Origin of the sequence: Amycolatopsis sp. MtRt-6, from assembly GCF_017308975.1 — a bacterium.
GTDB lineage: Bacteria > Actinomycetota > Actinomycetes > Mycobacteriales > Pseudonocardiaceae > Amycolatopsis.
On record NZ_JADWPD010000008.1, the window covers coordinates 226,381 to 252,627 of the forward strand.

Consider the following 26,247-nt stretch of genomic DNA (forward strand, 5'->3'; position numbering starts at 1 on the left):
AAAACAGGAGGAACCATGGACCGGATAGTCGTCGCCTACGCGCTCTACCTGCTGATCAGCATCCCGTTGACCGTGCTCGTCGCCCGGACGCTGAGCAAGCACGGGCGCACTTTCCTCGCCGAGGTCTTCGCGGACAGCCCCGGGCTGGCCAATGCCGTCAACCAGCTCCTCGTCGTCGGCTTCTACCTGGTCAGCCTCGGGTTCGTGACACTCTTCCTGACCAGCGGCGCCGACATCACCAGCGCCCGTGAGGTCTTCGAGATGCTGTCGGTCAAGATCGGCACGGTCGCGCTGGTCCTGGGTGTCATGCACCTGCTCAACGTCCTGGTCTTCAACGGCATCCGGCGCCGCCACCTGGCCCCGAAGCCCGCGCCGGTGCCGCAGCCCTATCCCGGCTAACGTGCAGCGCGTGGCCAAGAGCGAGGAAACGCGGTCCCTGATCGTCACCACCGCGATGCGGCTGTTCACCGAGAACGGCTACGACCGCACGACGATGCGCGCGATCGCGGCCGAGGCGGGCGTCTCCGTCGGGAACGCCTACTACTACTTCTCGTCCAAGGAACAGCTGATCCAGGGCTTCTACGACGAGATCGCCCGGCAGCACCTGGCGGCGGCCGGACCGCTGCTGGCCGAGCGCGCCGGTTTCGCGGACCGGCTCAAGGCCGTGCTGCTGTGCTGGCTCGACGTCGCCGAGCCCTACCACCGGTTCGGCACGCAGTTCTTCGTCAACGCGGCGGACCCGGAGTCGCCGCTGAGCCCGTTCAGCGACGACTCCTCGGCCGCCCGCGAAGCGTCGATCGGCCTCATGCGCGAGGTCGTCGAAGGCTCCGACGTCAAGCTCGACCCCGAGCTGCGCGAACAGCTGCCGGAGCTGCTCTGGCTCTACCAGATGGGCGTGGTGCTGTTCTGGGTCCACGACCGCTCGGCCGGCACGAAACGCAGCCGGATGCTGGTCGAGCGCAGCGTCCCGCTGCTGGCCCGGCTGGCCGCGCTCTCCCGGCTGCGGGTGTTCCGCCCGGTCAGCCGGGAGATCGTCGACCTGATCCAGGACCTGACCAAAAAGGACTGACCGCGCGGAAGTACAGGAACCGCGGCTTCGCCTTCAGGTTCGCCGCCCACTTCGGGTCGGCGGCCTCGGCCTCCGGGACCGGCATGGGCTCCACCAGGCGGTCGACCGCGAACCCCGCGTCGCGGAGGGCCTGGAACGTCCAGCTCAGCGGGCGCCGGTAGAAGCGCACGTGGTGACCCGGCGGGAACTCGTCCTCCAGCAGCTCCAGCTCGAAGTAGTTCTCCTTGCCGAACCAGCGCCAGTCCTCGCCCGGGTGGTGCACCGAAAACACCAGCGCGCCACCGGGTTCGAGCACGCGGCGGAACTCGGCCAGCGTCGGTCCCCAGTCCGCCAGGTAGTGCAGCACCAGCGACGCGGTGACCACGTCGATCGAGCCGTCCGGCAGGTCCAGGGGCCGGGCGATGTCGGCGACCTCGAACCGCGCGACGCCGCCGAACTTCCTGCGGGCAACGGCGATCATGCCCGCGCTCGAGTCGACGCCGACGACATCGGCCCCGCGCTCGGCCAGCAACGCGCTCAGGTGCCCGGCCGCGCAACCGACGTCCAGCACGCGCTTGCCCGCGACGTCGCCGGCCAGGTCGAGGATCGCCGGCCGGTCGTAGAGGGCGTTGGTGGTGGACTTCTCCGCGTGCTCGGCGTACTCCTCGGCGTGGCCGTCGTACTGCTCGGCCCGGGCGCGGCCGATGATCTCCTCGATCACTTCGGTCTTGGCGTCGGCGTAGTTCTGGATGTACTTCCAGGTTTTCGCGGCCAGCTCACGCTTCTTCGCCGCGTACAGCTCCAGCTCTTCCGGGTGCGAACGCAGGCGGTCGCGGAAGAGGCGGTAGCGCGGCGTCTGGCCGTTGCCCGGCGAGTAGACGTGCAGGTTGACGTTCGTGTCCGGGCCCTTGAAGCAGCGGTGCTTCTCCCAGTCCGGCTCGCGGATCACGAGCCGGTAGCCCGCCGCCTCCAGGGCCGGGACGTAGGCGTCTTCGTCGTCGGTGTCCGGCACTTCGAGGAGGATGTCGACGATCGGCTTGGCACACAGCCCCGGCACCGACGTCGAGCCGACGTGCTCGAGCACGAGCACCCGCTCCCCCAGCACGCCCCGGATCCGCTCGGCTTCGCGCTCGAAGAGCCGCGGCCACTCCGGGTCGTAGTCGGCGAGGGTGACGGTGGAGTTGAGCTGCGGCGCGGCGCCGACTGCGATCGCCTGGATTTCGTCGTCGCTCAACGCTTCTTGACTGGTCATTCCGGTGAAGACCCCCTTCACTTGGGCAGTCCACCAGAATATCGGATCTTGCCAAGCGGTTTCAGGCGATCGGCAGCGGCAGCAGGTTTCCGGTCGCGGCGCGCAGCGCGGCCCGCATCGCCGCCCGCGGGGCCGGGCGGCCGGTGAAGTGCTCGGCCTGGCCGAACGCCTGGTGCAGCAGCATGTCCAGCCCGGTGGCGAGGCGCCCGCCGCGGGCCGCGACCGCTTCGGCGAGCGGCGTCGGCCACGGGTGGTAGATGACGTCGAGGACGTGCGCGACACCCGCGAGTTCGGCCACGTGCGCGACCACCGCGTCCGGCGGGACGGTGTTCACCAGCACCGCCGCGGACCCGAGGGCCGCGAAGTCGGTGTCGGCCCAGCGCAGGACGTCGACGTCGAGCGCGGCCCGCTTCGCCGCGTCGAGGGTTTCGCCGGCCCGGGCCGGTTCGCGCACGACCAGCCGCACCTGCCGGACGCCGAGGGCGGCGAGCCCGACGACCGCCGCCGCCGCGGTCCCGCCCGCGCCGAGGACCACCGCCGTGTCGCCCGGGGACGGCTCGTAGCCACCCGCGGCCCGCAGCGCCCCGGTGACGCCTTCGACGTCGGTGCAGTCGGCGAGCCAGCCGCGCGCGGTGCGGACCAGCGTGTTCGCCGCGCCGACGGCGGCCGCGCGCGGTGTCACCTCGTCCGCGTGGTCCAGTGCCGCGCGCTTGCCCGGCATGGTGACCGAAAACCCGGCCCACTCCGGGCCGAGGCCGTCGACCAGGCCGGGCAGCTCCTCGGCGCTCGTCTCGATCCGCTCGTACGTCCAGCCGGTCAGGCCGAGCGCGGCGAACGCGGCGCCGTGCAGCACCGGCGACAACGAGTGCGCCACCGGCTTGCCCAGCACAGCGGCCTTGCGGGGCTCAGATGACACCGCGTTGCCTGGCCAGGTCGCGGTTGCGGTTGTGTTCGTCGTTGGTGACCGAGAAGCACGAGAGGCCGTTCTTCTCGCACTTGACGAAGTACACCCAGTCGCCGTCCGGCGGGTGGACCGCGGCCTGGATCGCGTCCGCGCTCGGCACCGAGATCGGCGTCGGCGGCAGCCCGGCGTTCTTGTACGTGTTGTACGCGCCGGACTTCAGGCGGTCGGCTTCGTTCGTCAGCAGCGTCGGCCGGTCGAGCACGTAGTTGACCGTGGAGTCCATCTGCAGCCGCATGTTGATCTTCAGCCGGTTGTAGATCACCCGCGAAAGCTTGCCGAAGTCGGCCTTGACCGCCTCGCGCTCGATGATCGACGCGATGATCAGCGTCTGGTACGGCGTCATGCCCGGGCCGGTCGACTGCGGGCTCAGCCCGGCGTTCTGGATCGCCTCGGTCGAGCTGCGCACCAGCTGCCCGAGGATCTCGGGCGCGCTGGATCCCGGCTTGACGTCGTAGAGGCCCGGCGCGATCAGGCCCTCCAGCCTGCGGTCCTTGCGGTCGGCCTTGTTCGCGGGCTCGATCGCCCAGTCCGGCACGCCGAGCTGCTTCAGGTCCGCCGCGTCGACGGCCTTGCGCAGGTCGTCCGCCGTGATGCAGGTGCTCTTGCCGTTGAGCTGCGCGCAGGACGCCTTCGCCATCAGGCTGTAGACGCCGGGCGTGACCTTGCCGTCGGGCTGGGTGATGTCGTCGAACTGCGTGTACGGGCGGATCTCCAGCTGCCCCACCCGCGAGGCCGGGGCGGTGATCCGGTCGACCGCGCTGGCCCCGGACATGTGCGACTTCATCACGTAGTAGCCGTGCTGGATCCGGGCGAGCTTCGGGTTGCCCTCGCCGGCCTTCACGAACGCCTTGCCGCTGGCCACGACGCCCGCCGAGGTGAGCTTCGCGCCGATCGCCGACGTCGAATCGCCGTCCTCGACCTGGAACAGCACGTCCTCGTTGCCGGCGCCCTCGAAGTCGTCGTAGCCGAAGATGGAGTTGAAGCCGTACCAGGCACCGCCCGCGAGCAGGACGATCACCGCGAGCGCGGCGACCCAGCCCAGGGCGCGCTTGCCCTTCTTCTTGCGGGGTTTCGCCGGCTCTTCGTCGTAGTCGTCGTACTCGTCTTCGTCGTATTCCTCGTAGTCGTCGTAGTCCGCGTACTCGTCGTCCTCGGCGAAGTGCTCGGGCTCCTCGTGCGGCGCGCGGGGCGGCTCGGCCGGAGGCGGCGGCGCCAGCGCGGGCAGGACGTCGGTGGGCGGTTCCTCGCGCACCGGCGGGGCCGGCGGACGGCGGCGCCGCGGCTCGGCGCCGGATTCGGGCACGCCTGCGGACCGGTCACCCGGCTGGGCGGGCCGCCGTGCGGGCGGTTCGGCATCGGGCTCCAGCGCCGCGCGGCGCCGTCTCGAATCGGCGGCCTCGGCCGCGTCGGGAGCGGACCGGCGCCGGCCCTCCCCCGGCTCGGGTGCCGGGCCGCGACGCCCCGGCGGGGGCTCGTCGACGTCGGCATGACGGCTCCGGGCCAGCTCGTCGGCGTCGGCGCGACGGCTCCGCCCCGGTCCGTCGGCATCGGCGCGACGGATTCGGGTGGGCTCGTCGGCATCGCCACGACGGCTTCGAGCGGGCTCGTCCGCGTCGGCACGACGGCTCCGCCCGGGTTCGTCGGCACCGGCGCGACGGCGCCGCGCGGGTGCCGGCTCGATGCGCTCGGGCAGTGCGCGCCGCCGGCCGTCGGCCTCGTCGGGGTCCGGTGCCGCGCGGCGGCGGCGCGGGGCCGGCTGCTCGAGCTCGGAGCCCTCGTCCAGGCCGTGGCGAGCGCGGACGGCGCGGGCCGGGGCGGCCCGCCGTTCCTGCGGGTCGAGCTCGGCATCGGCCGACGGCAGGGTGCCCGGCGGCTCGAGGCGGCGACGGCCGGGCTGCGGCGCGTCGCGGCGCGGGTCGTAGGCCGCGTCCGCGGGCCGGGCCCGGCGGGAGGGCTGGGGCAGGTCGTACTCGCCGCTGGGTGCCTGCCCGCGGTGCGGCGGCAGCTCGTGCTGCCCGCTCGGGCTGCGGCGCGGGTCGGCGCGGCGTGGTGCGGGCCGGGACGGCGGCGGGGTGGCCGCTTCCGGCTCGCGCAGTCGCCGGCGCCCGCGTGGGGGCTCAGGTGGCTGCTCGTTCATCGGTCTCCCTCCCGGGCGCGGTGCGCAGCGGCGGCGTCGATCCAGGCCTGCAGGATCTCGACGGCGGCGGCCTGGTCGACCACCGCGCGCTGCTTGCGGCCTTTGACCCCGCGCTGGGAGAGGATGCGGGATGCGGTGACCGTGGTCAGCCGCTCGTCGCCCAGCCGGACCGGCACGGGCGCTATCCGCCCGGCCAGGCGTTCAGAATACGCGATCGCCAGCTCGGCCGCCGTTCCCTGGCGGTTGGCGAGCGTTCTCGGCAGGCCCACGATCACCTCGACCACCTCGTGCTCGGTGACGAGGGCGGCCAGCTGGTCCAGATCTCTGTCGTCGGTCGCATCGCGGGAGAGGGTAACCAACGGCGAGGCGAGCATGGGTGCCGGATCGCTCAGCGCCACCCCGACCCGGACCGATCCGACGTCCACGCCGAGCCGGCGGCCGCGGCCCGGATCGCCCACGCCGGGACGGTCCGGGCCGCGGTTTCCGCGGTTAACCAATGCCGGCAATCGCCGAGCGCAGGGCGGTGACCGCGTCGGCCGCGCCGGCCGGGTTCGTGCCGCCACCCTGGGCCATGTCGGGCTTGCCGCCGCCCCGGCCGCCGATCTTCCCGGCGAAGGACGGAACGAGCTTGCCCGCGGCGATGCCCTTGTCCTGGGCCGCCTTGGTGGTCGCGACGACGAAGCTCAGCTTCTCGCCGGCCGGCGAGAACAGCGCCACGACGCCCGGCCGCGCGCCGAGCCGGCCGCGGATGTCGGAGGCGAGCGCGCGCAGGCCGTTGCCGTCGATGTCCGGGACGACCTCGGCCACGACCGTGACGCCGCCGATCTCCTGGGCCTTGTCGACCAGCGCGCCCGCCGAGCCCAGCACCTGCTGGGTCTTCAGCTGCGCGATCTCCTTCTCGGCGTTCTTCAGCCGGGTCAGGACGTCCTCGATGCGGCCCGGCAGCTGGTCCGAGGGCACCTTGAAGGTGTTCGCCAGCTGCGAGACCAGCAGCTGCTCCTTGCGGACGTACTTCAGCGCGTCCGAACCGACCAACGCCTCGACGCGGTGCACGCCCGAGCCGATGGAGGCGTCGGAGACCAGCTTGACCAGGCCGAGCTGGCCGATCCGGTCGACGTGCGTGCCACCGCACAGCTCACGGGAGTACTCGCCCATGTCGACCACGCGGACGTCGTTGCCGTACTTCTCGCCGAACAGCGCGACCGCGCCGAGTTCGAGGGCCTTGTCCTTGGTCGTGGTGAAGCTGTTCACCTCGACGTTGGTCTGCAGGTAGTCGTTGACCTCCTGCTCGACCTCGGTCAGCACGTCCGCCGACACCGAGCCGGGCGTGGTGAAGTCGAACCGCATCCGGCCCGGCGAGTTCAGCGAGCCCGCCTGCGCCGCGCGCTTGCCGTACGCGCCGCGGACGGCCGCGTGCACCAGGTGCGTCGCGGAGTGCGAGCGCTCGATGGACAGCCGGCGGTGCGCGTCGACCGAACCGGTGAGCCTGGTGTCCAGGCCGACCTCGCCGTCGACGACCTCGACGCGGTGCACGAACAGGCCCGGCACGACCTTCTGGACGTCCAGGACCTTCAGCTCGACGCCGTCGCCGAGGAGGACACCGGTGTCGGCGACCTGACCGCCGCTCTCGGCGTAGAACGGCGTCCGGTCGAGGACGAGCTCGGCCTTCTTGCCCGCGGAGACGCTGCGGACCGGCTGCCCGTCTTCGAGCAGCGCGACGACCTTCGCCTCGGCCTGCAGGTCGGTGTAGCCGAGGAACTCGGTCTCGCCGTGCTGCTCCAGGACCTTCCGGTACTCGGAGAGGTCGCCGTGGCCGGTCTTGCGGGCCGCCGCGTCCGCCTTCGCGCGCTTGCGCTGCTCGTCCATGAGCGTGCGGAAGCCCGCTTCGTCGACCGTCAGGCCCTGCTCGGCCGCCATTTCGAGGGTGAGGTCGATCGGGAAGCCGTAGGTGTCGTGCAGCTGGAACGCCTTGTCGCCGGCCAGGACGTCACCGCCGCCGCGCTTGGTCTCCTCGGCCGCGAGGTCGAAGATGCGCGAGCCGCTGGTGAGCGTCGAGAGGAAGGCTTCCTCTTCGATCCGGACGACCTCGTTGATGCGGTCGAAGCCGGAGACCAGCTCGGGGTAGGTCGGGCCCATGGTGTCGCGGACGACCTTCGCGAACTCCTGCAGCACCGGCTCCTGCACGCCCAGCAGCCGCGTGGAGCGGATGATGCGGCGCAGCAGGCGGCGCAGCACGTAGCCGCGGCCGTCGTTGCCCGGGGTGACGCCGTCGCCGATCAGCATGACGCCGGTGCGGGCGTGGTCGGCGATGACGCGGAAGCGGACGTCGTCGGCGTGGTTGCCGCCGTAGCGGCGGCCCGAGAACTCCTCCGCGCGGCCGATGACCGGGCGCACGAGGTCGGTCTCGTAGACGTTCTCGACGCCCTGCAGGATCGTCGCGACGCGCTCGACGCCCATGCCGGTGTCGATGTTCTTCTTCGGCAGCTCGCCGATCGGCGGGTGGCCCAGCTTCGGGCTCAGGTCGCCGCGGACGTCCTGCATGAAGACGAGGTTCCAGATCTCGATGTAGCGGTCCTCGTCGGCGACCGGGCCGCCCTCGCGGCCGTACGCCGGGCCGCGGTCGTAGTAGATCTCCGAGCAGGGACCGCCGGGACCGGGCACGCCCATGTCCCAGTAGTTGTCCTTGCCGTCGCGGGCCTGGATGCGCTCGCCGGGCAGGCCGGTGAGCTTGCGCCACAGGCCGGCCGCCTCGGAGTCGTCGTTGTAGACGGTCGCCCAGATGCGGTCGGGGTCGAGGCCGAAGCCGCCTTCGCTCTGCGGCTTGGTGATCAGCTCCCAGGCCGCCTCGATGGCGCCTTCCTTGAAGTAGTCGCCGAACGAGAAGTTGCCGGCCATCTGGAAGAAGGTGTTGTGCCGGGTGGTCTTGCCGACCTCGTCGATGTCCGGCGTGCGCACGCACTTCTGCACGGAGGTCGCGCGCGGGTACGGCGGCGGCGCCTCACCGAGGAAGTACGGCTTGAACTGCACCATGCCGGCGTTGACGAACAGCAGGTTGGGGTCGTCGAGGATCAGCGGCGCGCTGGGCACGCGCGTGTGGCCGCGGCCTTCGAAATGGCGCAGGAAACGATCGGTGATTTCGTGTGTGTCCACGGGTCAGTCCTTGTAGCTGTGGTTCGGAACGGGGTCGGCGGCTTCGGTCCGGCGAAGGGATTCCGGGCAGGCCCGGATCAGCCCTCCGCCCGGCGAGCTCGCCGGACCGGGCGCCGGGCCGCGGCGGCGTGCCGGCCCTCGGCGCGGGGCGCGCTCACGCCCGTCCGCTCCTCGACCATGTCGTGCAGCTCCTGTTCCCGTTCGTTCATGCCCGCGCGCACCTCGGCGCCGAACGAACCCACGGCGCCCGCCAGCTCGCGCACGGCGTCCCCCAGGTTCGATGCTAACCCGGCCGGAGTGGCCTGACGAGCCGTTTCGGCGGCCTTGCGGGAGAGCGCGACCCCGGCGACGACACCGACACCGAGCCAGAACAGCCGCTTCATTTGCCGGCCTTCCTGGCGGCCTTCAGGGCGCTCTTCTTCTTGCGCGCCTTGATCGCCTTGCTGAGCCCGTAGGACAGGGCTGCGGTCTTGACCAGCGGGCCGCCGAGGGTCGCGGTGAAGACGGAGGTGAGCGCGGAGACGTTGCCGGTGACCGCCTGCGCGTTCGCGGTGATCCCGTCGACCCGCTCGAGCTGGGTGTTGACGTGCGTGATGGTCTCGTTCGCGCCGATCAGCAGCGGGTCGGTGTTGCTGTTGGTGCGCTCGATCGCCTCGGTGGCCGCGTCCAGCGTCTTGCCGAGCTTGATCAGCGGGATCGCCAGCAGGACGACCAGCACCACGAATGCTCCTGCGGCGATCAACGCGGCGATCTGCCCTGCCGACACGGGCCCTCCTCGGTTCAGGGGTCGGGATGCCGGTTGAGATTACCGCTTGGGCCGGTCCCCGACCGTGTCACCCCGCCGGGCCCGGAAAACGGCTCGTTCCGGCCGCGCAAGCCGCGCTGTGGCCGGCCTGGCCGGGTCGCCGGGGTCGGCGGGGTTGGCCTGGTCGGGTCGACCCGGCCTTGCGGGTCGGCCCGGCGGCGCGGCCCCGGCGGCGCGGCCCGGCGAGGCGGCCCGGCGAGGCGGCGCGGTCAGCGCCTGCCGGCAGGGTCGACAACGGGGAGGCCCCGGCGGCCCTGGTCTGCCGCACGGAGCGCCCCAATGTGGCCTTGGTTGCGCTCAACGCACCCAAGGTGGCCTTCGGTGCGTTGAACGCACCGAAGGCCACATTGGGGCGCTTGGGGGACGGGTCAAGAACCCTTCAGGACCGCCCGGTAGAGCGCCGCCATGTCCTCGTCGCCGTGCCCGGCCGCGACCGCCGCCTCCAGGTGGGCCAGGACCGCCCGCGCCCCCGCCACGTCGACCTCGTCGCCCGCGGCCTCCACCACCAGCCGGGCGTCCTTCGCCGCCAAGCCCGCGGGGAACGCCGGCGGGAACTCGCCGGCCAGCATCGCGCCGCCTTTCACGTGCGCGTAGCCGACGTCCAGGCCGCCGCCCTTGATCGTCTCCAGGAACAGCGCCGGGTCCAGGCCCAGGGCGCGGGCCAGGCCGAGGCTCTCCGCCGTCGCGTTCGTCAGCGCCAGCACCCACGCGTTCATCACCAGCTTCAACCGGCTGCCCCGCCCCGCCGAGCCGAGCCAGATCGTGCGCATGCCGACCGCGTCGAACACCGGCGTCGCCGCCGGGCGGGCCTCCTCGGGGCCCGAGCCCAGCACCAGCAGCTGCGCCTGCTCCGCCGGCTGCCGCGTGCCGAGCACCGGCGCGTCGACGAACACCACGCCCGCTTTCTCCGCCATCGCCGCGAGGCGGTCCGTCCAGTCGAGACCGACCGTGCTCATCTGCAGCCACAACATCCCCGAAGCAGGCGAAGCGGCTTCGAACGCCGAAGCGACGGCGGGACCGTCGGCCAGCATCGTCACGAGGACGTCCGCGCCGTCGGCCGCCTCGGCCGCGGAACCGGCCACGGCCGCGACGTCGGACAGCGGTTCGGCCTTGGCCCGGGTCCGGTTCCAGACCCGGACGTCGAGGCCCGCCTTGGCGATGTTGGCCGCCATCGGGGCGCCCATGATCCCGGTTCCGAGAAACGCGACAGTCATGCCGCCATCGTCGCGGAGACCCACCGCCGCCGCGCGCTCAGTAGTCGCCGAGCAGGCAGAAGGGATGCCCCGCCGGATCGGCGTAGACGCGCCAGCCGCGGCCGCCGAGGTCGGGATCGAGCAGCCGGCCACCGTGCGCGAGGACGACCCGGTGCGACTCCCGGAAGTCGTCGACCTCGAAGTCGAGGTGGAACTGCTGCGGAAAAGCGGGATCGGGCCAGCTCGGCGGCCGGTGGTCCGGGGCCCGCTGGAAGCCGAGGACCACGCCGTCCACGTGCAGGGTCGAGAAGTCTTCGTCGACGCGCCACCGCGGGTCGGGCCGGTCGACGTCACCGCCGATCAGGGCCTGGTAGAAGCGGGCGAGCACAAGGGGTTCCGGACAGTCCAGGACGATGCACTGCAGCGTCGCGGGCACGGGCACGCCTCCTGCGGTCGTGGGGCCCTAGCCGGACAGGGCCGCCTGGAGGGGCAAAGTTTACGAATCCGGATGATCTTGGCCACCCCGGGCCGGACAGCGGGCGAACGGCGTTCAACGCGGAGTGCGGCGCCCCTTACCCGGCGCGGTGTGCCGGCCTCGCGCGGCCGGCGCGGGGTGGGGCCGCGGCGGCGCAGCAGCCAACCCCGGGCAGCCACGCAGCACCGCCCAAGCGCCCACCGAACGCCCGGCCCCGCACCCCTACTGCCCGCGGATCGTCCTCCGCAACTTCGGCACCCGCTCGGCCAGCGTCCGCTCGGCGCCGCGCTGGCTGGGCTCGTAGTAATCACGTCCCACCAGCTCGTCCGGTGGGTACTGCTGCGCCAGCACGCCCTCCGGCACGTTGTGCGGGTACCGGTAGCCCTGCGCGTTGCCCAGCTTCTTCGCCCCCGCGTAGTGCCCGTCGCGCAGGTGTGGTGGCACCGTTCCCGCCAGGCCCGCCCGGACGTCCGCCAGTGCCGCGTCGATCCCCTTGATCACCGCGTTGGACTTGGGTGCCGTGGCCAGGTGGACCGTCGCCTGGGCGAGCGCCAGCCTGCCCTCCGGCATGCCGATGAACTGCACCGCGTGCGCCGCCGCGATCGCCGACTGCAGGGCCGTCGGGTCGGCCATCCCGATGTCCTCGCTGGCGTGCACCACCAGCCGCCGGGCGAGGAACCTCGGGTCTTCGCCCGCCTCGATCATGCGGGCCAGGTAGTGCAGCGCGGCGTCCACATCGGACCCGCGGATCGACTTGATGAACGCGCTGATCACGTCGTAGTGCTGGTCGCCGTCGCGGTCGTAGCGGACCGCTGCCTTGTCTACTGTGGACTCGACGATCGCCAGGTCGATCGTCTTCGCCTCGGTGGCCGACGCCGCGTCCGCCGCCGCCTCCAGCGCCGTGAGCGCGCGGCGCGCGTCCCCGCCCGCGAGGCGGACCAGGTGTGCCCGGGCGTCCTCGGTCAGCGCCAGCTCGCCGCCGAGGCCGCGCTCGTCGGCCAGCGCGCGCTCGATCAGCGCCGTGATGTCCGCGTCGGTCAGCGGGCGCAGCTGCAGCACCAACGACCGCGACAGCAGCGGCGACACGACCGAGAACGACGGGTTCTCGGTGGTCGCCGCGACCAGCAGCACCGTGCGGTCCTCGACCGCGCCGAGCAGCGCGTCCTGCTGGGTCTTGGAGAACCGGTGCACCTCGTCGATGAACAGGACCGTGTTCTCGGTGTTGTACTGGCGCCGCCGCCGCGCCTCCTCGATGACCCCGCGGACCTCCTTGACCCCCGCCGAAAGCGCCGACATCGCGACGAACCGGCGGCCGGTCGCGATCGAGACCAGGTTGGCCAGCGTCGTCTTGCCCGTGCCCGGCGGGCCGTACAGCAGCACCGACGCCGGCGCGGCGCCTTCCACCAGCCGCCGCAGCGGGGCCCCTTCGCGCAGCAGGTGCTGCTGCCCCACGACCTCGTCGAGCGTGCGCGGCCGCATCCGCACCGCCAGCGGCGAACTGGCCGGGTCCGCCTGCGGTTCCGCGCCCGCGTTCGACCCCGTGCGCTCCGGTGGGGGCGCCACGTCGGTGTTCACCGTGAAGAGCTCGTCCTGTCCTGCCACACCGATGACGTTAACCGAACCCACCGACAGAACCGCTTGCCCCGGCCCCCACCTCGGCGCTACCGTCGTGTTGACTGGTTGACCGAAAGTGCGATTCCAGTCAACAAGTCAAATGCTCAACGAAACCGCAGGTGGAGACGCATGAGCCATCCCAACCGCGAACGTGCCGACCGGATCCTGGACGCGGCGGGCGAGCTGCTGCTGCGCATGGGTTACCGCAAGGTGGCGATCGACGACATCGCGCGCGCGGTCGGCATCGGCAAGGGCACCGTCTACCTGCACTGGCGCAACAAGGAGCTGCTGTTCCAGGCGTTGATGATGCGGGAGTCGGCCGACCTGACCGACGAGCTGCTGGCCATGATCCAGGCCGACCCGGCGATGATCCTGCCCCACCGGATGATCCCGGCGTCGTTCCTGATCACCCACCGCCGTCCGCTGGTGATGGCCATGCTGCGCGGCAACGCCGAAATGTTCGGCTCGCTCGGCGACCTCGCCTTGCGGAAGCAGCAGAGCGAGCTGAGCGTGCACTTCGAGGAAGCGATGCTGCGGCGGGGGCTCATCCGCACGGACGTCCCGCACGTGAGCTACGCGCTGCAGGCCGCGACCCTCGGCTTCTACGTCGGTGACACGGTTTCGCACGAGTTCGAGGGCATTCCCCTGGAAGAACGGGCGGATGTCCTCGCGCACCTGATCCGCACCGCGTTCGAGCCGCCCGGGGAGCCCGATCCCGGCGCGGTCGCGGAAGTGGCGGCGGAGCTGAGCTCGACGCTCGAGGAGCTCGTCAAGGGCTTCCGGAACGGGATCTACGCACACGATCCCACCAAGGCACCCGGCTGATCCCGGGGCAACCTAGGAAAAGGGGCGGAAATGACCACCACACTGGCCGACACCTGGGGACTCCACGAGGCCCAGTTCTGGCTGCGGGGGAAGCAACCGGAAAAACCGATCGAGTTCGCCGCGGAGCTCGGGATGTGGCACGTCTACGGGCATTCGGAGATCGAGGCGATCCTCCGCGACCCGGGGACGTTCTCGTCCGACACCTCGCGGCTGGTCCCCAAGGACCTGATGCCGGACGGCGAGCAGGACATGGCGACGGGCAGCATCCTGCAGCTGGATCCCCCGCTGCACAACAAGATGCGCAAGCTCGTCAGCCGCGCGTTCACGCCGAAGGTCGTGGCGGACCTCGAGCCGCGGATCGCCACGATCACCCGCGAGCTGCTGGACGCGATCCCGGCCGGCGACCGGCTGGAGCTGGTCGAGGACCTCGCCTACCCGCTGCCGGTGATCGTCATCGCCGAGCTGCTGGGCGTCCCGGCGAGCGACCGGAACCTGTTCAAGGGCTGGGTGGACAAGATGTTCGAGTCCACCGACCAGGTTTCGCTGGTGGAGAAGAACGAAAAGCAGGACGCGGCGATCAAGGCGTCCCTGGAGGGCCAGAAAGCGCTTGCCGACTACCTCGGCGTGCACGTCGACGAGCGGCGCAAGCAGCCGCGGGAAGACCTGCTGACGAAGCTGGTCGAGGCCGAGCTGGACGGCGAACGCCTGTCCCGCTCGGAGGTCGTCAACTTCGCGAACATCCTGCTGCTGGCCGGCCACATCACCACGACGATGCTGCTCGGCAACGTGGTGCTGTGCCTCGACACGCACCGGGAGTGGGACACGCGGGTGCGCGCCGACCGCTCGCTCGTGCCGGCGGCGATCGAGGAGTCGCTGCGGTACCTCACGCCGTTCGCGGCGGCGGCCCGCACGACCACGCGCGAAACGGAAGTCGCCGGCGTCACCGTGCCGGCCGACCAGATGCTGCTCCTGTGGCTGGCGGCGGCCAACCGCGACGAGCGGGTGTTCCGCGACCCGGACACGTTCGACCCGCTGCGCGCGGAGAACCCGCACCTGGCGTTCGGCCGCGGGATCCACTTCTGCATCGGCGCGCCGCTCGCCCGGCTGGAGGGCCGGGTGGCGCTGAACATCCTGTTCGACCGCTACCCGGTGCTGCGCACGATCCCGGGTGAGCCGCCGAAGTTCCAGGTCAACCCCAACATGACGGGGGTGCGCGAGCTGGCGCTCACCACGGTGTAGCGCGGTTGCGCCCTGGGCGAAATCCCTCGCCCGGGGCGCTCGCCGTGCCCGATGGTGGACCGGTGAACGTGGCGGTGCTGTCGGACATCCACGGGGTCCTCCCCGCGCTGGAGGCGGTCCTGGCGGAGCCGGACGTCCAGGCGGCGGAGAAGATCGTGCTGCTCGGCGACCTGCTCGCCGGGCCGCTGCCCGTGGAGACGCTGGAGCGGCTCCAGGCCCTCGGCGAACGCGCGGTGTGGGTGCGCGGCAACGCCGACCGCGAGCTGGCCGAATGGGCGCGCACCGGCGGCTCGGCGGTCCCGGACCCGATCGTCGGGTGGGCGGCGCGGCAGCTGCGTCCGGCCGACCTCCCGGTGCTCGACGCACTGCCGTTGACGGTGACGCTGGACGGCGTCCTGTTCTGCCACGCGACACCGCGCAACGACACCGAGATCGTGCTCGTCGACTCCGCGGTGGAGCGCTGGGCGGAGGTCCTGGCCGGCGTGACCGAGCCGACGGTCGTCTGCGGGCACACGCACATGCCGTTCGTGCGGCTCGTCGACCGTCGGCTGGTGGTGAACCCCGGCAGCGTCGGAATGCCGTACGGGGCAAGGGGCGCGCACTGGGCACTGCTCGGCGACGGCGGAGACGTCCGGCTGCGGCGCACGGAGTACGACGCCGAGGCGGCGTGCCGGTACCTGGTGTCGCGGTCGGCGTATCCCGGCATCGAGGAGTGGGCGGACTTCTTCGTCCGCAACCCGGCTTCGGACGTGGAAGCGCTGCGGGTGTTCAGCGGGCGCGGAACGAGTTCCACATGATGACGGCGGCGTAGGGCAGGAATTCGCGGCCACGGCGCCAGAGCCACGGAATTCCCTTGAGCACCAGCCACCCCAGGTGTCCCGTGGTGCTCGGCTGGACACCGCCACTGCAGGTGAGGCTCACCGGTTCGGGCACGGCGAACCCGGCTTCGGCGAGCAGCTCGGTGAAGCCGTTCGCGAGCAAGCGGTGCCCCAGTTCGGAGGGGTGCAGCCGATCGACGCTCCAGGAGGCGAGGTCGTAAGCGCCGGGCAGCCCCGCGAGATCGAGACAGGGCACGCGTTCACGGGCGACGACGTCATCGATGGCGGCGTTGAGCTCGGCAACGCGGGCACTGAGGGCCCGCTTGAGTGAAGCGGGCAGCCGGAAGACCTTGCTGTGGTCGTGGAAGCGGACGGCCAGCACGGTGGTCCCGGTTTCCCGCAGGCGCCGGACGACATCGGCGAGATCGGCCGCAACGCGCGAGGCGTCGAAGTCCGGCCGAAGGGTGTCGTTCATCCCGGCGACGAGAAGGGCAACGTCAGGCCGGTGGGCAACGGCGGCGGGCACCTGTTCGGTGAGCACACAGCGCATCCGAGCCCCGGCAAAGGAGGGGTTGAGGTAGCCACTCCCCGGAACCCCGAGCGCGGCCGCAACCAGCGGACCAACACCACGCCAGCCGGCGCGCCGCGGCAGGGGATCACCGAGCCCAACGGCGGTGGAGTCACCAAGGACGGCAAGGCGCCGGACTCGCCTGCGAGGGGCTTCGGGAGGCTCGGGCCGGGGAGTGACATCGACGCTCATCACGGTCACGCCCAAGACGATCGGCCACCCAGGCTCACACCCGGTGAGAGAGAGGTAACGCGCCCGCGACACGAGGCCTAATTCTTGACACCCACCTCACAGCCCATCCAACGCACCGAAGGCCACATTCGGTGCGTCCAACGCACCGAAGGCCACATTCGGTGCGTCCAACGCACCGAAGGCCACATTGGGTGCGTTGAGCGCACCGAAGGCCACATTGGGGCGCTCGGGCTCGAACCCTCCGGCCACCCCACGCCCGCCCGGCCACACCAGGCCCTCCCGGCCACACCCCCCTGCCGACCCGATACGCAGCCGCATCAGCGGCCGGCAGGCCGGGTCAAGGCACGCTTTCCCGCCTTGACGCGGTCTGACGGCCGTTGAACAATCAGGCGTTCGGGCCGGCGGGAGAACCCGGCAGAAGCAACACCGAGCCGCAACACCTCACCGAAAAGCGGGATAAAAAGCGAGATCGGCATGCGGCCCCAACCGAGCCGCCAAACCGGCAGCAACCCGCGCCGCAAACTCCGAAACCGCCATCATCCGGACATATCCGGCATGCTTGGCCAAATCCCGCCACCAGGTCACAAAAGCCGCCTCCCGGCTGACCGGAGCAGCATGCCGCGACAGGTTCAGCGACTCCAGCTCCTCCCCCGTGATCAGCCAGACCCGCAGCAGCTCACTGGCCGTCAGATGCCCGGCAAGAACCTCATCGTCGGCAAAGGCAGGCCAAACCCCGACCACCTCGGCCCGCCAAGCCGCGATCATCGCCTCACTCATCCCCGCCGGCAGCGCGAGCGCATCAGGCCAGCTCGCGAACGGCAACCGCAGGTGAGCGGCGTCGACCAGAGCCGACCGGACCCGGCCGTGCTCGAAGTCCAGGAACCGGACCCCCTGCCCCGTCACCAGGTTGTTGTCCGGGCTCAGCTCCACCGGGCTGAACGCCCGGAACCCCGCCGCCCGTGACTGCTCGACCGCCGCCGTCACCTGTGCGAGCACCTCGTCCGGCACCGGGATGCCCAGCCGCTTCTGGATCAGCGACGGCACCCGCGCGCACAACGCGTCGACGCCGTCCGAGTCGCTCTTCGCGGGGCCGCCCAGGCGCCGCAGCAGCGCGTTGAAGTCCGCCTCGCGGCCCGCGGTGCTCGCGTGCAGCCGGCCCAGCGACCGGGCCCAGGACAGCAAGGCCCGCTCGGCCGCGCAGGAGTCGCGCGCGTAGAGCTTGTCCTCCAGCGTCGGCGTGCGGCCGAGGTCCTCCAGCACGAGCACGCGGTCGCGGCCGTCGTGGGCCACCAGCTCCGGGCACATCCGCTCGTCCGGGGCCAGCGCGGTGAACAGCTGGTAGCTGACCGCCTCCTGGGCGAACGGGTCGGCGCCGGACTCCGGCCGCTCCGGGTAGTGCTTGATGACGAGCGTGCGCGGCAGCGCGAACGACGACACCACCCGCGCGCGGACCACCGTGGCCGGCCCGCTCCCCGCCAGGTCCTCGGGCCCGACCAGGGTGATCGCGCTGCCGAACCGGCGTGAAAGAACGGACTCGCCCGCCGTGACCGCCGCGGCGAGGGCAAGCTGCTCGGCTCCTGCCCCGACTCCAGCGTCGCCGGCGGAGGAGGTGTCGACTGTCATTGTCACCGACCCTACTCGTGACTGAGCAACCATGACTACTGACATCCGGACAAGAAAGGGCATCTCACCCGTAGACGAGTTACCCGCGTGAAAGCGGACGCATTCCCACGGGTGAACGTTGCCCATTTCGGCGCACGATCAACACAATGGCGGCTGCTGCAACGATTCCGAGAAGGTTGACCAGCAGCTGACCGACGGACTGGAGACACCGGCTCCACTCCCCCGCCACGGCCGCGACGACCGCGTAGCCCGCTGCCGGCACCGTGGTCACGGAGATGAAGACACCCACCAGCGCGGCGGACTTCGCCGAGGTCATGGCGAGCATCCCGGCGGCGCCGGCGAGCATCGCGACGACCAGGGACGGCACGCCGACGGAGAAGACGAAGTCGACCTCGTTGTGCTGCTTCAGCTCGAACGCCTTCTCCCCGAAGACGTCGGTGACGCGGACGAGCAGCGCGCCACCCAGGGTGACCGTCATCGCCACCGGGAAGCCGGCGCACAGCGCGACCGCCGCCTGCCGGACCAGCTGCCAGTGCCGCAGCACCAGGCCGACGGCGAGCGCGGCCAGCGGCCCGAACTCCGGCCCGACGACCATCGCGCCGACGATCGTCACCGCGGAGTCGGTGAGCACGCCGACGGCCGCGAGCAGGCAGGCGATGGTGAGGAACGCCAGGAACGTCACGTTCAGCCGCGACTCCTCACCCGTGCGGCCGAGCAGTTCCTGCCACACGACAGCGTCCGCCGCTTCGCCCGGCGCCGCCTCTTCCGCCTTGTCGGCGGCGTCGGACAGCGCGGTGTCGAGTGCTTCGAGCGTGATCCCGCCGGTGTGGTCGAGGTCGAGCACGCACAGCGCGTCGACGATCTCGTCCGCCGCCTCGCGGGCGATGTCGGCCTCGACCAGGTCTCCCGCGGGGTCCACGGCGGCACCGCGGTGCACGATGAGGTGCGCGGTGCCGGCGTGGGCCCGCAGGATGTCGAGCGCTTCGGCGGTCTTGTCCGGCGGGCACACGGCCCTCAGGTGCAGCACTAGTTCTGCGGGGCGGCGGCCGGTTTCGCGTCGATCCCGGCCTCCTTGCGCTGCTGCGCGGTGATCGGCGCCGGCGCCGCGGTCAGCGGGTCGTAGCCGCCGCCGGTCTTCGGGAACGCGATCACGTCACGCAGCGAGTCGGCCTTGGCCAGCAGCATGACGATGCGGTCCCAGCCGAACGCGATGCCGCCGTGCGGCGGGGGGCCGAACTGGAAGGCGTCGAGCAGGAAGCCGAACTTCTCCTGCGCCTCCTCCTCGCCGAGGCCCATCAGGTTGAAGACGCGCTTCTGGACGTCGCCGCGGTGGATACGGATCGAGCCGCCGCCGATCTCGTTGCCGTTGCAGACGATGTCGTAGGCGTAGGCCAGGGCGTTGCCCGGGTCCTGCTCGAACTTGTCGATCCACTCCGGGGTCGGCGAGGTGAACGCGTGGTGCACCGCGGTCCACTTGCCGGAGCCGACCGCGACGTCGTCGCCGATGTCCTCGACCGGCGCGAACAGCGGCGCGTCGACGACCCACACGAACGACCAGGCGTTCTCGTCGATGAGGCCGAGGCGCTTGCCGATCTCGTCGCGCGCGGCGCCGAGCAGCGGCTGCGTCGACGCGGCCTTGCCCGCGGAGAAGAAGATGCAGTCGCCCGGCTTGGCGCCCGCCGCGGCGGCGACGTTCTCGCGCTCGGTCTCGGACAGGTTCTTGGCGACCGGGCCGCCGAGCGTGCCGTCTTCGTTGACCAGGATGTACGCGAGGCCGCGGGCGCCGCGCTGCTTCGCCCACTCCTGCCACGCGTCGAGCTGACGCCGCGGCTGGTCGGCGCCGCCCGCCATGACGACCGCGCCGACGTACGGGGCCTGGAACACGCGGAACGGCGTGTCGGCGAAGAACTCCGTCATGTCGGTGATCTCGAGGTCGAAGCGCAGGTCCGGCTTGTCCGAGCCGTACTTGGCCATCGCCTCGTGGTAGGTGATGCGCGGGATGGGCCGCGGGATCTCGTGGCCGATCAGCTTCCACAGCGCGGAGACGATGTCCTCGCCGAGCGCGATGACGTCGTCCTGCTCGACGAAGCTCATCTCGATGTCGAGCTGGGTGAACTCGGGCTGCCGGTCGGCGCGGAAGTCTTCGTCGCGGTAGCAGCGGGCGATCTGGTAGTAGCGCTCCATGCCGCCGACCATGAGCAGCTGCTTGAACAGCTGCGGCGACTGCGGCAGCGCGTACCAGGAGCCGGGCTTGAGCCGGGCCGGAACCAGGAAGTCGCGCGCGCCCTCGGGCGTCGAGCGGGTCATCGTCGGGGTCTCGATCTCGACGAAGTCCTGGGCGTGCAGCACCTCGCGCGCGGCGCGGCTGACCTCGCTGCGCAGCCGCATGGCCGCGGCCGGGCCGCTGCGGCGCAGGTCGAGGTAGCGGTGCTTGAGCCGGACCTCTTCGCCGACGTCGACGCGGTCGTCGATCGGGAACGGCAGCGGCGCGGACTCGGAGAGCACGTCGAGCTCGGTCGCGAGGACCTCGATCTCGCCGGTGGGGATCTCGGCGTTGGCGTTGCCCTCGGGGCGCTGCGCGACCTCGCCGACGATCTTCACGCAGAACTCGGAGCGCAGCGCGTGGGCGCGCTCGGCCATCTCGCCTTCGCGGAAGACGACCTGGGCGACGCCGCTGGCGTCGCGGAGGTCGATGAAGATGACGCCGCCGTGATCGCGCCGCCGGGCCACCCATCCGGTGAGGGTGACGGTCTGTCCGGCCTGCCCGGCACGCAGGGTGCCGGCGTTGTGAGTGCGGAGCACTGCGACTGCTCTCCTTCGACATGGGTGGTTCTCGCCGTTGAGAAGGCTAACGAACAGCCCAGCGTACGACGTCGGCAGGCTTGGCTTGCGCAGTGGTCAGAGGACGTACTTGGGCCGGGTCTCCAGCGCCGCGACCAGGCGGTGGGCCTGGGCCAGGTAGGCCGCCACCTGGTAGATGCGCCCGCCCGGGTGCGCCACCAGCCAGCTCGCCGCCGCGGACGCGGAGGCGAAGAACGGCTGGCCCGCGCAGGCCATCGCGTCGACGCCGTCCAGCCCGAACCCGAGGTCGACCGCCGCGACCACCGCCGTCGGCGGGTCGACCAGCAGGATCGCCTGCGACACCAGTTCGACGCGGATGCGTGTCCCGGTGACCGGGCAGACGGACGCGGCGTGGACGCGCTCGCCGGTCGCGATGGCGAGCAGGAACATGTCGACGGTGCCGTCCGGGCCCGCGCCGAGGGTGCCCTCGGCCGGCTCGAGGCGGTGGTGGGCGCCGCGGGGCGCCGGGCCGGTCGAGACGAGGTCGCGGTGCAGGGTGAACCCGATCAGCTCGACGAGCCGCCGGGCTTCCGCGGGGGCGACGCCGACGGTCGCGGCGAGCCGGTCGACGCCCACCGGGTGCCGGCCGGCCCGGGTCAGCTTCAGCGCGGCCCAGGCGAGCCGGGCAGCCGCGACACGGTCGGTCTGCGGGGTCGTCAACGTCCGGCTCCTTCCGGGATCGATCCCTTCGACGTTAGGCGCCGGTGACGTGCGACGACAACGACACGATCGGACATTTTGCCGCAAACCGAAGACACAGGGCCGGGAACGCCCCGAACGGCCCAGTACGTCACCCGGTGGGTCCACAGAGGACCGGCACCCGCAGCAGCTCCGCCGGTCACTCCACACGCAACTCCCCCAGGCGTCACAGCAGGCGCAACTGCTCCGCGGGCGCCGCCGCAACCGCCGGCAGCTCCGGGCCCCGTGCGTCGAACCCGCTCTGCCGATCCAGGCCGTGCCGCCGCAACAACGGCCCCACCCGCTCCGCCAGCCCCTCCCGATACGCCTTCCGCACGTAACTGCCCCGCGCGTACAGCTCCCGGTACCGCGGAACCAGCTCCGGGTGCGTGCCCGCCAGCCAGCGGCCGAACCACTCGCGCGCCCCGGGGCGCAGGTGGAGCGCGAACGCCGTCACGCTCGTCGCGCCCACGTCGGCGAGCCGGGCGAACAGCGCGTCCAGGGCCTCCTCCGAATCGGTCAGCCACGGCAGCACCGGCGCCACCAGCACCGAGCACGGCAGCCCGGCCTCGCGGGCCTTGCGGACCAGCTCCAGCCGCGCCCGCGGGCTCGGCGTGCCCGGCTCGAGGCGGTGCTGCAGCTCCTCGTCGAGCAGCGCGATCGACACCGCGAGCCCGACCGGCACGTCGCGGGCGACGTCGCGCAGCAGCGGCAGGTCCCGGGCCAGGACCGTGCCCTTCGTCAGCACCGACAGCGGCGTGCCGGACCGGGCCAGCGCCGTGATGATGCCCGGCATCAGCCGGTAGCGGCCCTCGGCACGCTGGTACGGGTCGGTGTTGGTGCCCATCGCGACGTGCTCGCGCCGCCACGACGGCTTCTTCAGCTGCGCGGCCAGCACCTGCGGGGCGTTGATCTTGACGACCACCTGGGTGTCGAAGTCGCGGCCGGCGTCGAAGTCGAGGTAGGTGTGGGTATTCCGGGCGAAGCAGTTGTGCGACACCATGCCGTCGGCCACGAAGTCGCCGGTGCCGGTGGTGATGTCGAACAGCGGCAGCTGCAGGCCCAGCGGCTCGATCGCCTCGACGCGGCGGCGGCTCGCGCCGATCACCGCGCCTTCCAGCGACCGCTTCCACGCCACCGCCGGGTTGCTCACGTGGAAGAACCGCAGCACCTCGCCGACGCCGCCGAGCAGGCGGACCTCTTGGCGCGTCGGGAACTTCGGCACCTCGTCGACCTGGTGGGCGAAGCCGAAGCGGGCGAGCGCGACGACGACGGCGTCGGCGATCTCGGGCTCGTCGTGCGCCACCGCGAGGACGCCGCGGCCGTAGTCGCCCGCGAGGTCGAAGACGCCGGCGAGGAACCCGCGCTGCCAGTGGGCGTCCGGGTCCGGCGGCACCTTGAGAAAGCCCACCGACGCCCCGAAGTCCGGCAGGTAGCGCAGGGCGCGCGCGGCGGCGTCCGGCTCGGCGGCGAACCCGCCGGAGCGCAGCATCCCGCACAGGTAGCCGGCCCGGTAGCCGAGCGTCTCGTCCGGCGTCGGCGCGAACCGGCCGACGCCGATCAGCTCGGTGCCCGGCTCCAGGTGCGGCCGCTGCGCGGCGCCGAACTTGCTGCCGGTGACGTGCTTCCAGCCCTTGCTGGTGAGGAACCGGTGATCGCCGCCGGCGACGAGCCGGGTGCCGTCTTCGAGGGTCACGCGGTAGGCCGCGCGCAGAGTCGTCCAGTGCGCTTCGACCCGGGTCGGCACCAGGCGCCGGGACGCACCGTGGCCGCGGGTGCCGTAGATCTCGTCGCCGACCTTCAGGTCGGACAACGCCTTCGTGCGGCCGTCGGCCATCAGGATCCGGGTGCCGCCTTCGAGGCAGTAGGTGCAGGCGTGGGAGCAGCCGCGGTAGGGGTTGACGGTCCAGCCGAAGGGCACGCCGGACCCGGCCGGCACCTTGTTCAGCACCGACCGCGCGTGCACCTCGTGAAAGGTGACGCCGTCGAATTCCGGTGACCGCACCGATCTCACCAGGCCCTCGAGCCCGGGCAGTGCCGGTTCACCCTCCCCTGTCCGCTGTCGATCCCATCGCACGACGCCAGTCGAACATATGTTCTAGACAGGTGTCAAACCGGTTCGGCCGGCCGGAAGAGGTAGTTGTTGGCGTGCAGGCAGATCCGGTGGACGGCGTGCCATCCGTTCCGCCAGGCGTACATGGTGTAGCCGCGCGCGGTGAGCCACTCCACGACGTCGTCCGGGGAGTAGGCGTAGCGGTCGGTGTGGCGGGCTTCGATCTCGATGAGCAACACCGGCCGGAACTTCTCGACGGTCTGCCGGCCGCCTTCGAGGACGTGCAGTTCCCCTCCTTCGACGTCGATCTTGACGAAGTCGAGCCGGGTGAGCCCGGCGTCCGCGCAGAGCCCGTCGAGGGTGCCGGTTTCGACGACCACGTCGACGTGGTAGCGGTACCCCGACGTGGAGCCCAGGCCCGTGGTGCCCGAAGCGAGGAAGGACCGGCTGGTGGCCGGACCGTAGGCGCCGAACGGAACCCGCATCACCGCCCGGCCCGGCTCGGCGCCCAGTGCCATGGTGTGGTGGACGACGTTGCGGCGCTCCCGCGCGCCCAGCACCCGCGACCACACCGGGTGCGAGAAGGGCAGCGGCTCGATGCTGTGCACCAGTCCCCCGGGCCCGGCCAGGTGGGACAGGGCCTGGCTGTACAGGCCGGCGGCCGATCCGACGTCCACGCACACGTCGCCGGCTCGGACCAGGCCGCGCAAAGACGGCAGTTCCGGGTCCAGGTAGGGCGTCCAGCGGGCGATCAGGTTCGCGGTCGCGGTGGTGAGGGCCGGTCGGGACATCGGGATCCCCCGGCGTGCGATGAGGGCGGGCATGCGCCCACCGTGCCGTCTTCGGACGTCGTCGGCATCGGCCCGTGGGCGTACTCCCGCGGGCGGTCACCGCGGCGGCTCGACCAGGCCCATCTCGTAGGCGATGATGACGAGGTGGACGCGGTCGCGGGCGGCCAGCTTGGTGAACAGGCGAGCCACGTGGGCTTTGGCGGTGGCCGCGCTGATGAACAGCTCGGCGGCGATCTCGTGGTTGGACCGGCCGCGGCCGACGAGGGTCAGGACCTCGCGTTCCCGGTCGGTGATCCCGTCGGTGGGGCGGCGTGGCCCGGCGGGCACGGCGGGCCGGCCGACGAAGTCGGCGATCAGGCGGCGGGTGATGCCGGGGGCGATGAGGGCGTCGCCGGTGGCGACCACGCGGATCGCGGCGAGGATGTCCTCCAGCGCCATGTCCTTGACGAGGAACCCGCCGGCGCCCGCGCGGAGGGCGCCGTAGACGTGTTCGTCCTCGTCGAACGTCGTGAGGATCAGCACGTGCGGTGGCTGGTTGCCGGTGGTGAGCCGCCGGGTGGCCTCGATGCCGTCCATGCCGGGCATCCGGATGTCCATCACCACCACGTCCGGCCGCGTGTCCGCCGCGAGCTCGACCGCTTCCGCGCCGGTGCCGGCCTCGCCGACGACGACGAGGTCGTCGTGGTCGGCGATGAGGACGCGCAGGCCGGTGCGGATCAGCGGCTGGTCGTCGGCCAGCAGGACCCGGATCGTCATCGGACACCCACCGGGACGGGGATCCGGGCGTTCACCCGGAAACCGCCGCCGGGGCGCGGTCCGGCGGTGAAGTCGCCGCGCAGCAAGGTGACTCGTTCGCGCATCCCGGCGAGCCCGTAGCCGATGCCTTGGGGGCCGCCGCGCCCGTCGTCGGTCACGTCGAGGACCAGTTCGTCGTCCAGCTGGTCGATGACCACCGCGCAGCGGTCGGTGCCGGCGTGGCGGACCACGTTGGTGACGGCCTCCTGGATGATCCGGAACGCCGACAGGTCGGCCTCCGGTGGCAGCGGACGCCGCTCGCCGCGCCATTGGACGTCGACCCGGACGCCGGCGTTCGCCGACCGCGCGACGAGGCCGTCGAGGTCGGCCAGCCCCACCGGCGCGGCGTCCGGTTCACCGGATGTGCGGAGTGCGCCGAGCATCCGGCGCAGCCCGGCCAGGGTGTCCCGGCCGGCGTCTTCGACCGCGCGCAGCGCGTCGCGGGCCTCCGCCGGCTGGGTGTCGATCACCCGGCCGGCCACCCCGGCCTGGATGGCGATGACACCCATGCTGTGCGCCACCATGTCGTGCAGTTCCCGGGCGATCCGCAGCCGCTCGGCCTGGACCGCCTCGGCCGCGATGTGCGCCCGCCGTGCCTCGGCGTTCTGCCGCCGCAGGCGGACCGTCGTGCCGGCCAGCCAGACGATGACGATCCCGGCGACGACCTGGACCGCGCTGGTCGCCGCGTAGCCGGGCCACAGCTCGAACGCCGTCCCCACGACGATCTGCGCCGCGAGCGCCGCGACCGCGGCGGCGGCCGACACCCGGGGGCTGCGGGCGGCGGCGAGGTAGGCCACCGCGAGATCGATGCCCACGATCAGGAGGTACCGGATGTCGACCCGGAACTCCGGCAACGGCAGCGACGCCATGACGACCAGCTCGGCGAGCAGCACGCCCAGCGCGGGTCCCGGCCGCCGGGGCAGGACCAGCAGCGGCAGGGCCACGGCCGGCAGCGGCAGGGCGTAGGGCGAGCCACCGACCCGGGTCCAGCACAGCAGGAGCAGGGGCGACAGGGCGAGCGCCGACCAGGTCACCACCGCTCGGCCCCGCTCCGGCACTCGCCCACCCGGCCGGAGACGAGGGATGAGACGCATGGGGTGATCGTAAACAGCGCGCGGCCGTCGGGGCATCGGCTCACGGGCGTACGACCACGGGCCACCGGCGGCCGCGGGGATTGCGGTCGGCG

The 26,247-nt window shown here is 72.0% G+C and carries 24 protein-coding genes; 5 read left to right on the plus strand and 19 right to left on the minus strand.

Features of this window, described 5'->3' with window-relative positions; all coding sequences use genetic code 11:
- The first annotated feature begins 15 nt into the window (after positions 1-15).
- A complete protein-coding gene (locus I4Q55_RS16585) occupies positions 16-399 on the plus strand; it encodes a hypothetical protein (protein ID WP_206788753.1) in 384 nt (127 codons plus the stop codon).
- A gap of 10 nt (positions 400-409) precedes the next feature.
- Positions 410-1,069, plus strand: coding sequence for a TetR/AcrR family transcriptional regulator (locus I4Q55_RS16590; protein WP_206788754.1), 660 nt, complete (start codon positions 410-412; stop codon positions 1,067-1,069).
- Here I4Q55_RS16590 and I4Q55_RS16595 read toward each other — a convergent pair.
- The 10 genes from I4Q55_RS16595 to I4Q55_RS16640 form a co-directional block, all read right to left on the minus strand.
- Entirely contained in the window at positions 1,020-2,300 is a 1,281-nt protein-coding gene (locus I4Q55_RS16595) for a GrpB family protein (RefSeq protein ID WP_206788755.1), read from the minus strand. The two genes, I4Q55_RS16590 and I4Q55_RS16595, sit on opposite strands and share 50 nt — an antisense overlap.
- Before the next feature lie 61 nt (positions 2,301-2,361).
- Positions 2,362-3,189, minus strand: coding sequence for a shikimate dehydrogenase (locus I4Q55_RS16600; protein WP_307793230.1), 828 nt, complete (start codon positions 3,187-3,189; stop codon positions 2,362-2,364).
- 16 nt (positions 3,190-3,205) lie between these two features.
- Positions 3,206-5,401 (minus strand): endolytic transglycosylase MltG, encoded by a 2,196-nt coding sequence (gene mltG, locus I4Q55_RS16605; protein WP_206788757.1) that lies wholly within the window; start codon positions 5,399-5,401, stop codon positions 3,206-3,208.
- A complete protein-coding gene (gene ruvX / locus I4Q55_RS16610; RefSeq protein ID WP_206788759.1) occupies positions 5,398-5,859 on the minus strand; it encodes a Holliday junction resolvase RuvX in 462 nt (153 codons plus the stop codon). The genes mltG and ruvX overlap by 4 nt, the downstream gene beginning before the upstream one ends.
- Positions 5,860-5,890: 31 nt before the next feature.
- Positions 5,891-8,551, minus strand: a complete 2,661-nt coding sequence (gene alaS, locus I4Q55_RS16615) for an alanine--tRNA ligase (protein ID WP_206788761.1) — start codon at positions 8,549-8,551, stop codon at positions 5,891-5,893.
- A 77-nt stretch (positions 8,552-8,628) separates the two neighbouring features.
- Positions 8,629-8,934: a hypothetical protein gene (locus I4Q55_RS16620; RefSeq protein ID WP_206788763.1), complete on the minus strand. Its 306-nt coding sequence runs from the start codon at positions 8,932-8,934 to the stop codon at positions 8,629-8,631.
- Complete coding sequence (locus tag I4Q55_RS16625) at positions 8,931-9,317, minus strand: DUF948 domain-containing protein (protein WP_086841104.1); 387 nt, start codon at positions 9,315-9,317, stop codon at positions 8,931-8,933. Before I4Q55_RS16625 ends, I4Q55_RS16620 begins: the two co-directional genes overlap by 4 nt.
- A 407-nt stretch (positions 9,318-9,724) precedes the next feature.
- Entirely contained in the window at positions 9,725-10,570 is an 846-nt protein-coding gene (locus tag I4Q55_RS16630; protein ID WP_206788765.1) for an NAD(P)-dependent oxidoreductase, read from the minus strand.
- Positions 10,571-10,607: 37 nt separating this feature from the next.
- On the minus strand, positions 10,608-10,985 hold the full coding sequence (locus I4Q55_RS16635; RefSeq protein ID WP_206788766.1) for a VOC family protein: 378 nt from the start codon (positions 10,983-10,985) through the stop codon (positions 10,608-10,610).
- Positions 10,986-11,246: 261 nt separating this feature from the next.
- A complete protein-coding gene (locus I4Q55_RS16640; protein ID WP_307793226.1) occupies positions 11,247-12,626 on the minus strand; it encodes a replication-associated recombination protein A in 1,380 nt (459 codons plus the stop codon).
- Positions 12,627-12,767: 141 nt separating this feature from the next.
- Between I4Q55_RS16640 and I4Q55_RS16645 the strand changes: the two genes are divergently transcribed.
- The 3 genes from I4Q55_RS16645 (at position 12,768) to I4Q55_RS16655 (ending at position 15,499) form a co-directional block, all read left to right on the plus strand.
- On the plus strand, positions 12,768-13,463 hold the full coding sequence (locus tag I4Q55_RS16645) for a TetR/AcrR family transcriptional regulator (RefSeq protein WP_206788768.1): 696 nt from the start codon (positions 12,768-12,770) through the stop codon (positions 13,461-13,463).
- 30 nt (positions 13,464-13,493) lie between these two features.
- Positions 13,494-14,702, plus strand: coding sequence for a cytochrome P450 (locus tag I4Q55_RS16650; protein ID WP_206788769.1), 1,209 nt, complete (start codon positions 13,494-13,496; stop codon positions 14,700-14,702).
- Positions 14,703-14,764: 62 nt separating this feature from the next.
- Positions 14,765-15,499: a metallophosphoesterase gene (locus I4Q55_RS16655; protein ID WP_206788770.1), complete on the plus strand. Its 735-nt coding sequence runs from the start codon at positions 14,765-14,767 to the stop codon at positions 15,497-15,499.
- On the opposite strand, the gene I4Q55_RS16660 is transcribed toward I4Q55_RS16655, so the two are convergent.
- From I4Q55_RS16660 to I4Q55_RS16700, 9 genes are all read right to left on the minus strand, one after another.
- The gene (locus I4Q55_RS16660; RefSeq protein ID WP_206788882.1) at positions 15,471-16,301 is read right to left on the minus strand and encodes an SGNH/GDSL hydrolase family protein; all 831 of its coding nucleotides are present in this window, start codon (positions 16,299-16,301) and stop codon (positions 15,471-15,473) included. The genes I4Q55_RS16655 and I4Q55_RS16660 overlap by 29 nt on opposite strands.
- A gap of 420 nt (positions 16,302-16,721) precedes the next feature.
- Positions 16,722-17,903 carry a phosphotransferase gene (locus tag I4Q55_RS16665; RefSeq protein ID WP_206788771.1) on the minus strand — a complete coding sequence of 394 codons (1,182 nt, stop codon included), beginning with the start codon at positions 17,901-17,903 and terminating at the stop codon, positions 16,722-16,724.
- Positions 17,904-17,982: 79 nt separating this feature from the next.
- A complete protein-coding gene (locus tag I4Q55_RS16670) occupies positions 17,983-18,930 on the minus strand; it encodes a DUF389 domain-containing protein (protein ID WP_206788772.1) in 948 nt (315 codons plus the stop codon).
- On the minus strand, positions 18,930-20,705 hold the full coding sequence (gene aspS / locus I4Q55_RS16675) for an aspartate--tRNA ligase (protein WP_206788773.1): 1,776 nt from the start codon (positions 20,703-20,705) through the stop codon (positions 18,930-18,932). The genes I4Q55_RS16670 and aspS overlap by 1 nt, the downstream gene beginning before the upstream one ends.
- A 96-nt stretch (positions 20,706-20,801) precedes the next feature.
- Positions 20,802-21,404, minus strand: coding sequence for an organomercurial lyase (gene merB, locus I4Q55_RS16680; RefSeq protein ID WP_206788774.1), 603 nt, complete (start codon positions 21,402-21,404; stop codon positions 20,802-20,804).
- A gap of 205 nt (positions 21,405-21,609) precedes the next feature.
- Positions 21,610-23,499 (minus strand): intein-containing Rv2578c family radical SAM protein, encoded by a 1,890-nt coding sequence (locus I4Q55_RS16685; protein WP_206788775.1) that lies wholly within the window; start codon positions 23,497-23,499, stop codon positions 21,610-21,612.
- Between the two features lie 32 nt (positions 23,500-23,531).
- Complete coding sequence (locus I4Q55_RS16690; protein WP_206788776.1) at positions 23,532-24,299, minus strand: FkbM family methyltransferase; 768 nt, start codon at positions 24,297-24,299, stop codon at positions 23,532-23,534.
- 63 nt (positions 24,300-24,362) lie between these two features.
- On the minus strand, positions 24,363-25,022 hold the full coding sequence (locus I4Q55_RS16695) for a response regulator transcription factor (protein WP_206788777.1): 660 nt from the start codon (positions 25,020-25,022) through the stop codon (positions 24,363-24,365).
- On the minus strand, positions 25,019-26,155 hold the full coding sequence (locus I4Q55_RS16700; RefSeq protein ID WP_206788778.1) for a sensor histidine kinase: 1,137 nt from the start codon (positions 26,153-26,155) through the stop codon (positions 25,019-25,021). The genes I4Q55_RS16695 and I4Q55_RS16700 overlap by 4 nt, the downstream gene beginning before the upstream one ends.
- Positions 26,156-26,247 lie beyond the last annotated feature (92 nt).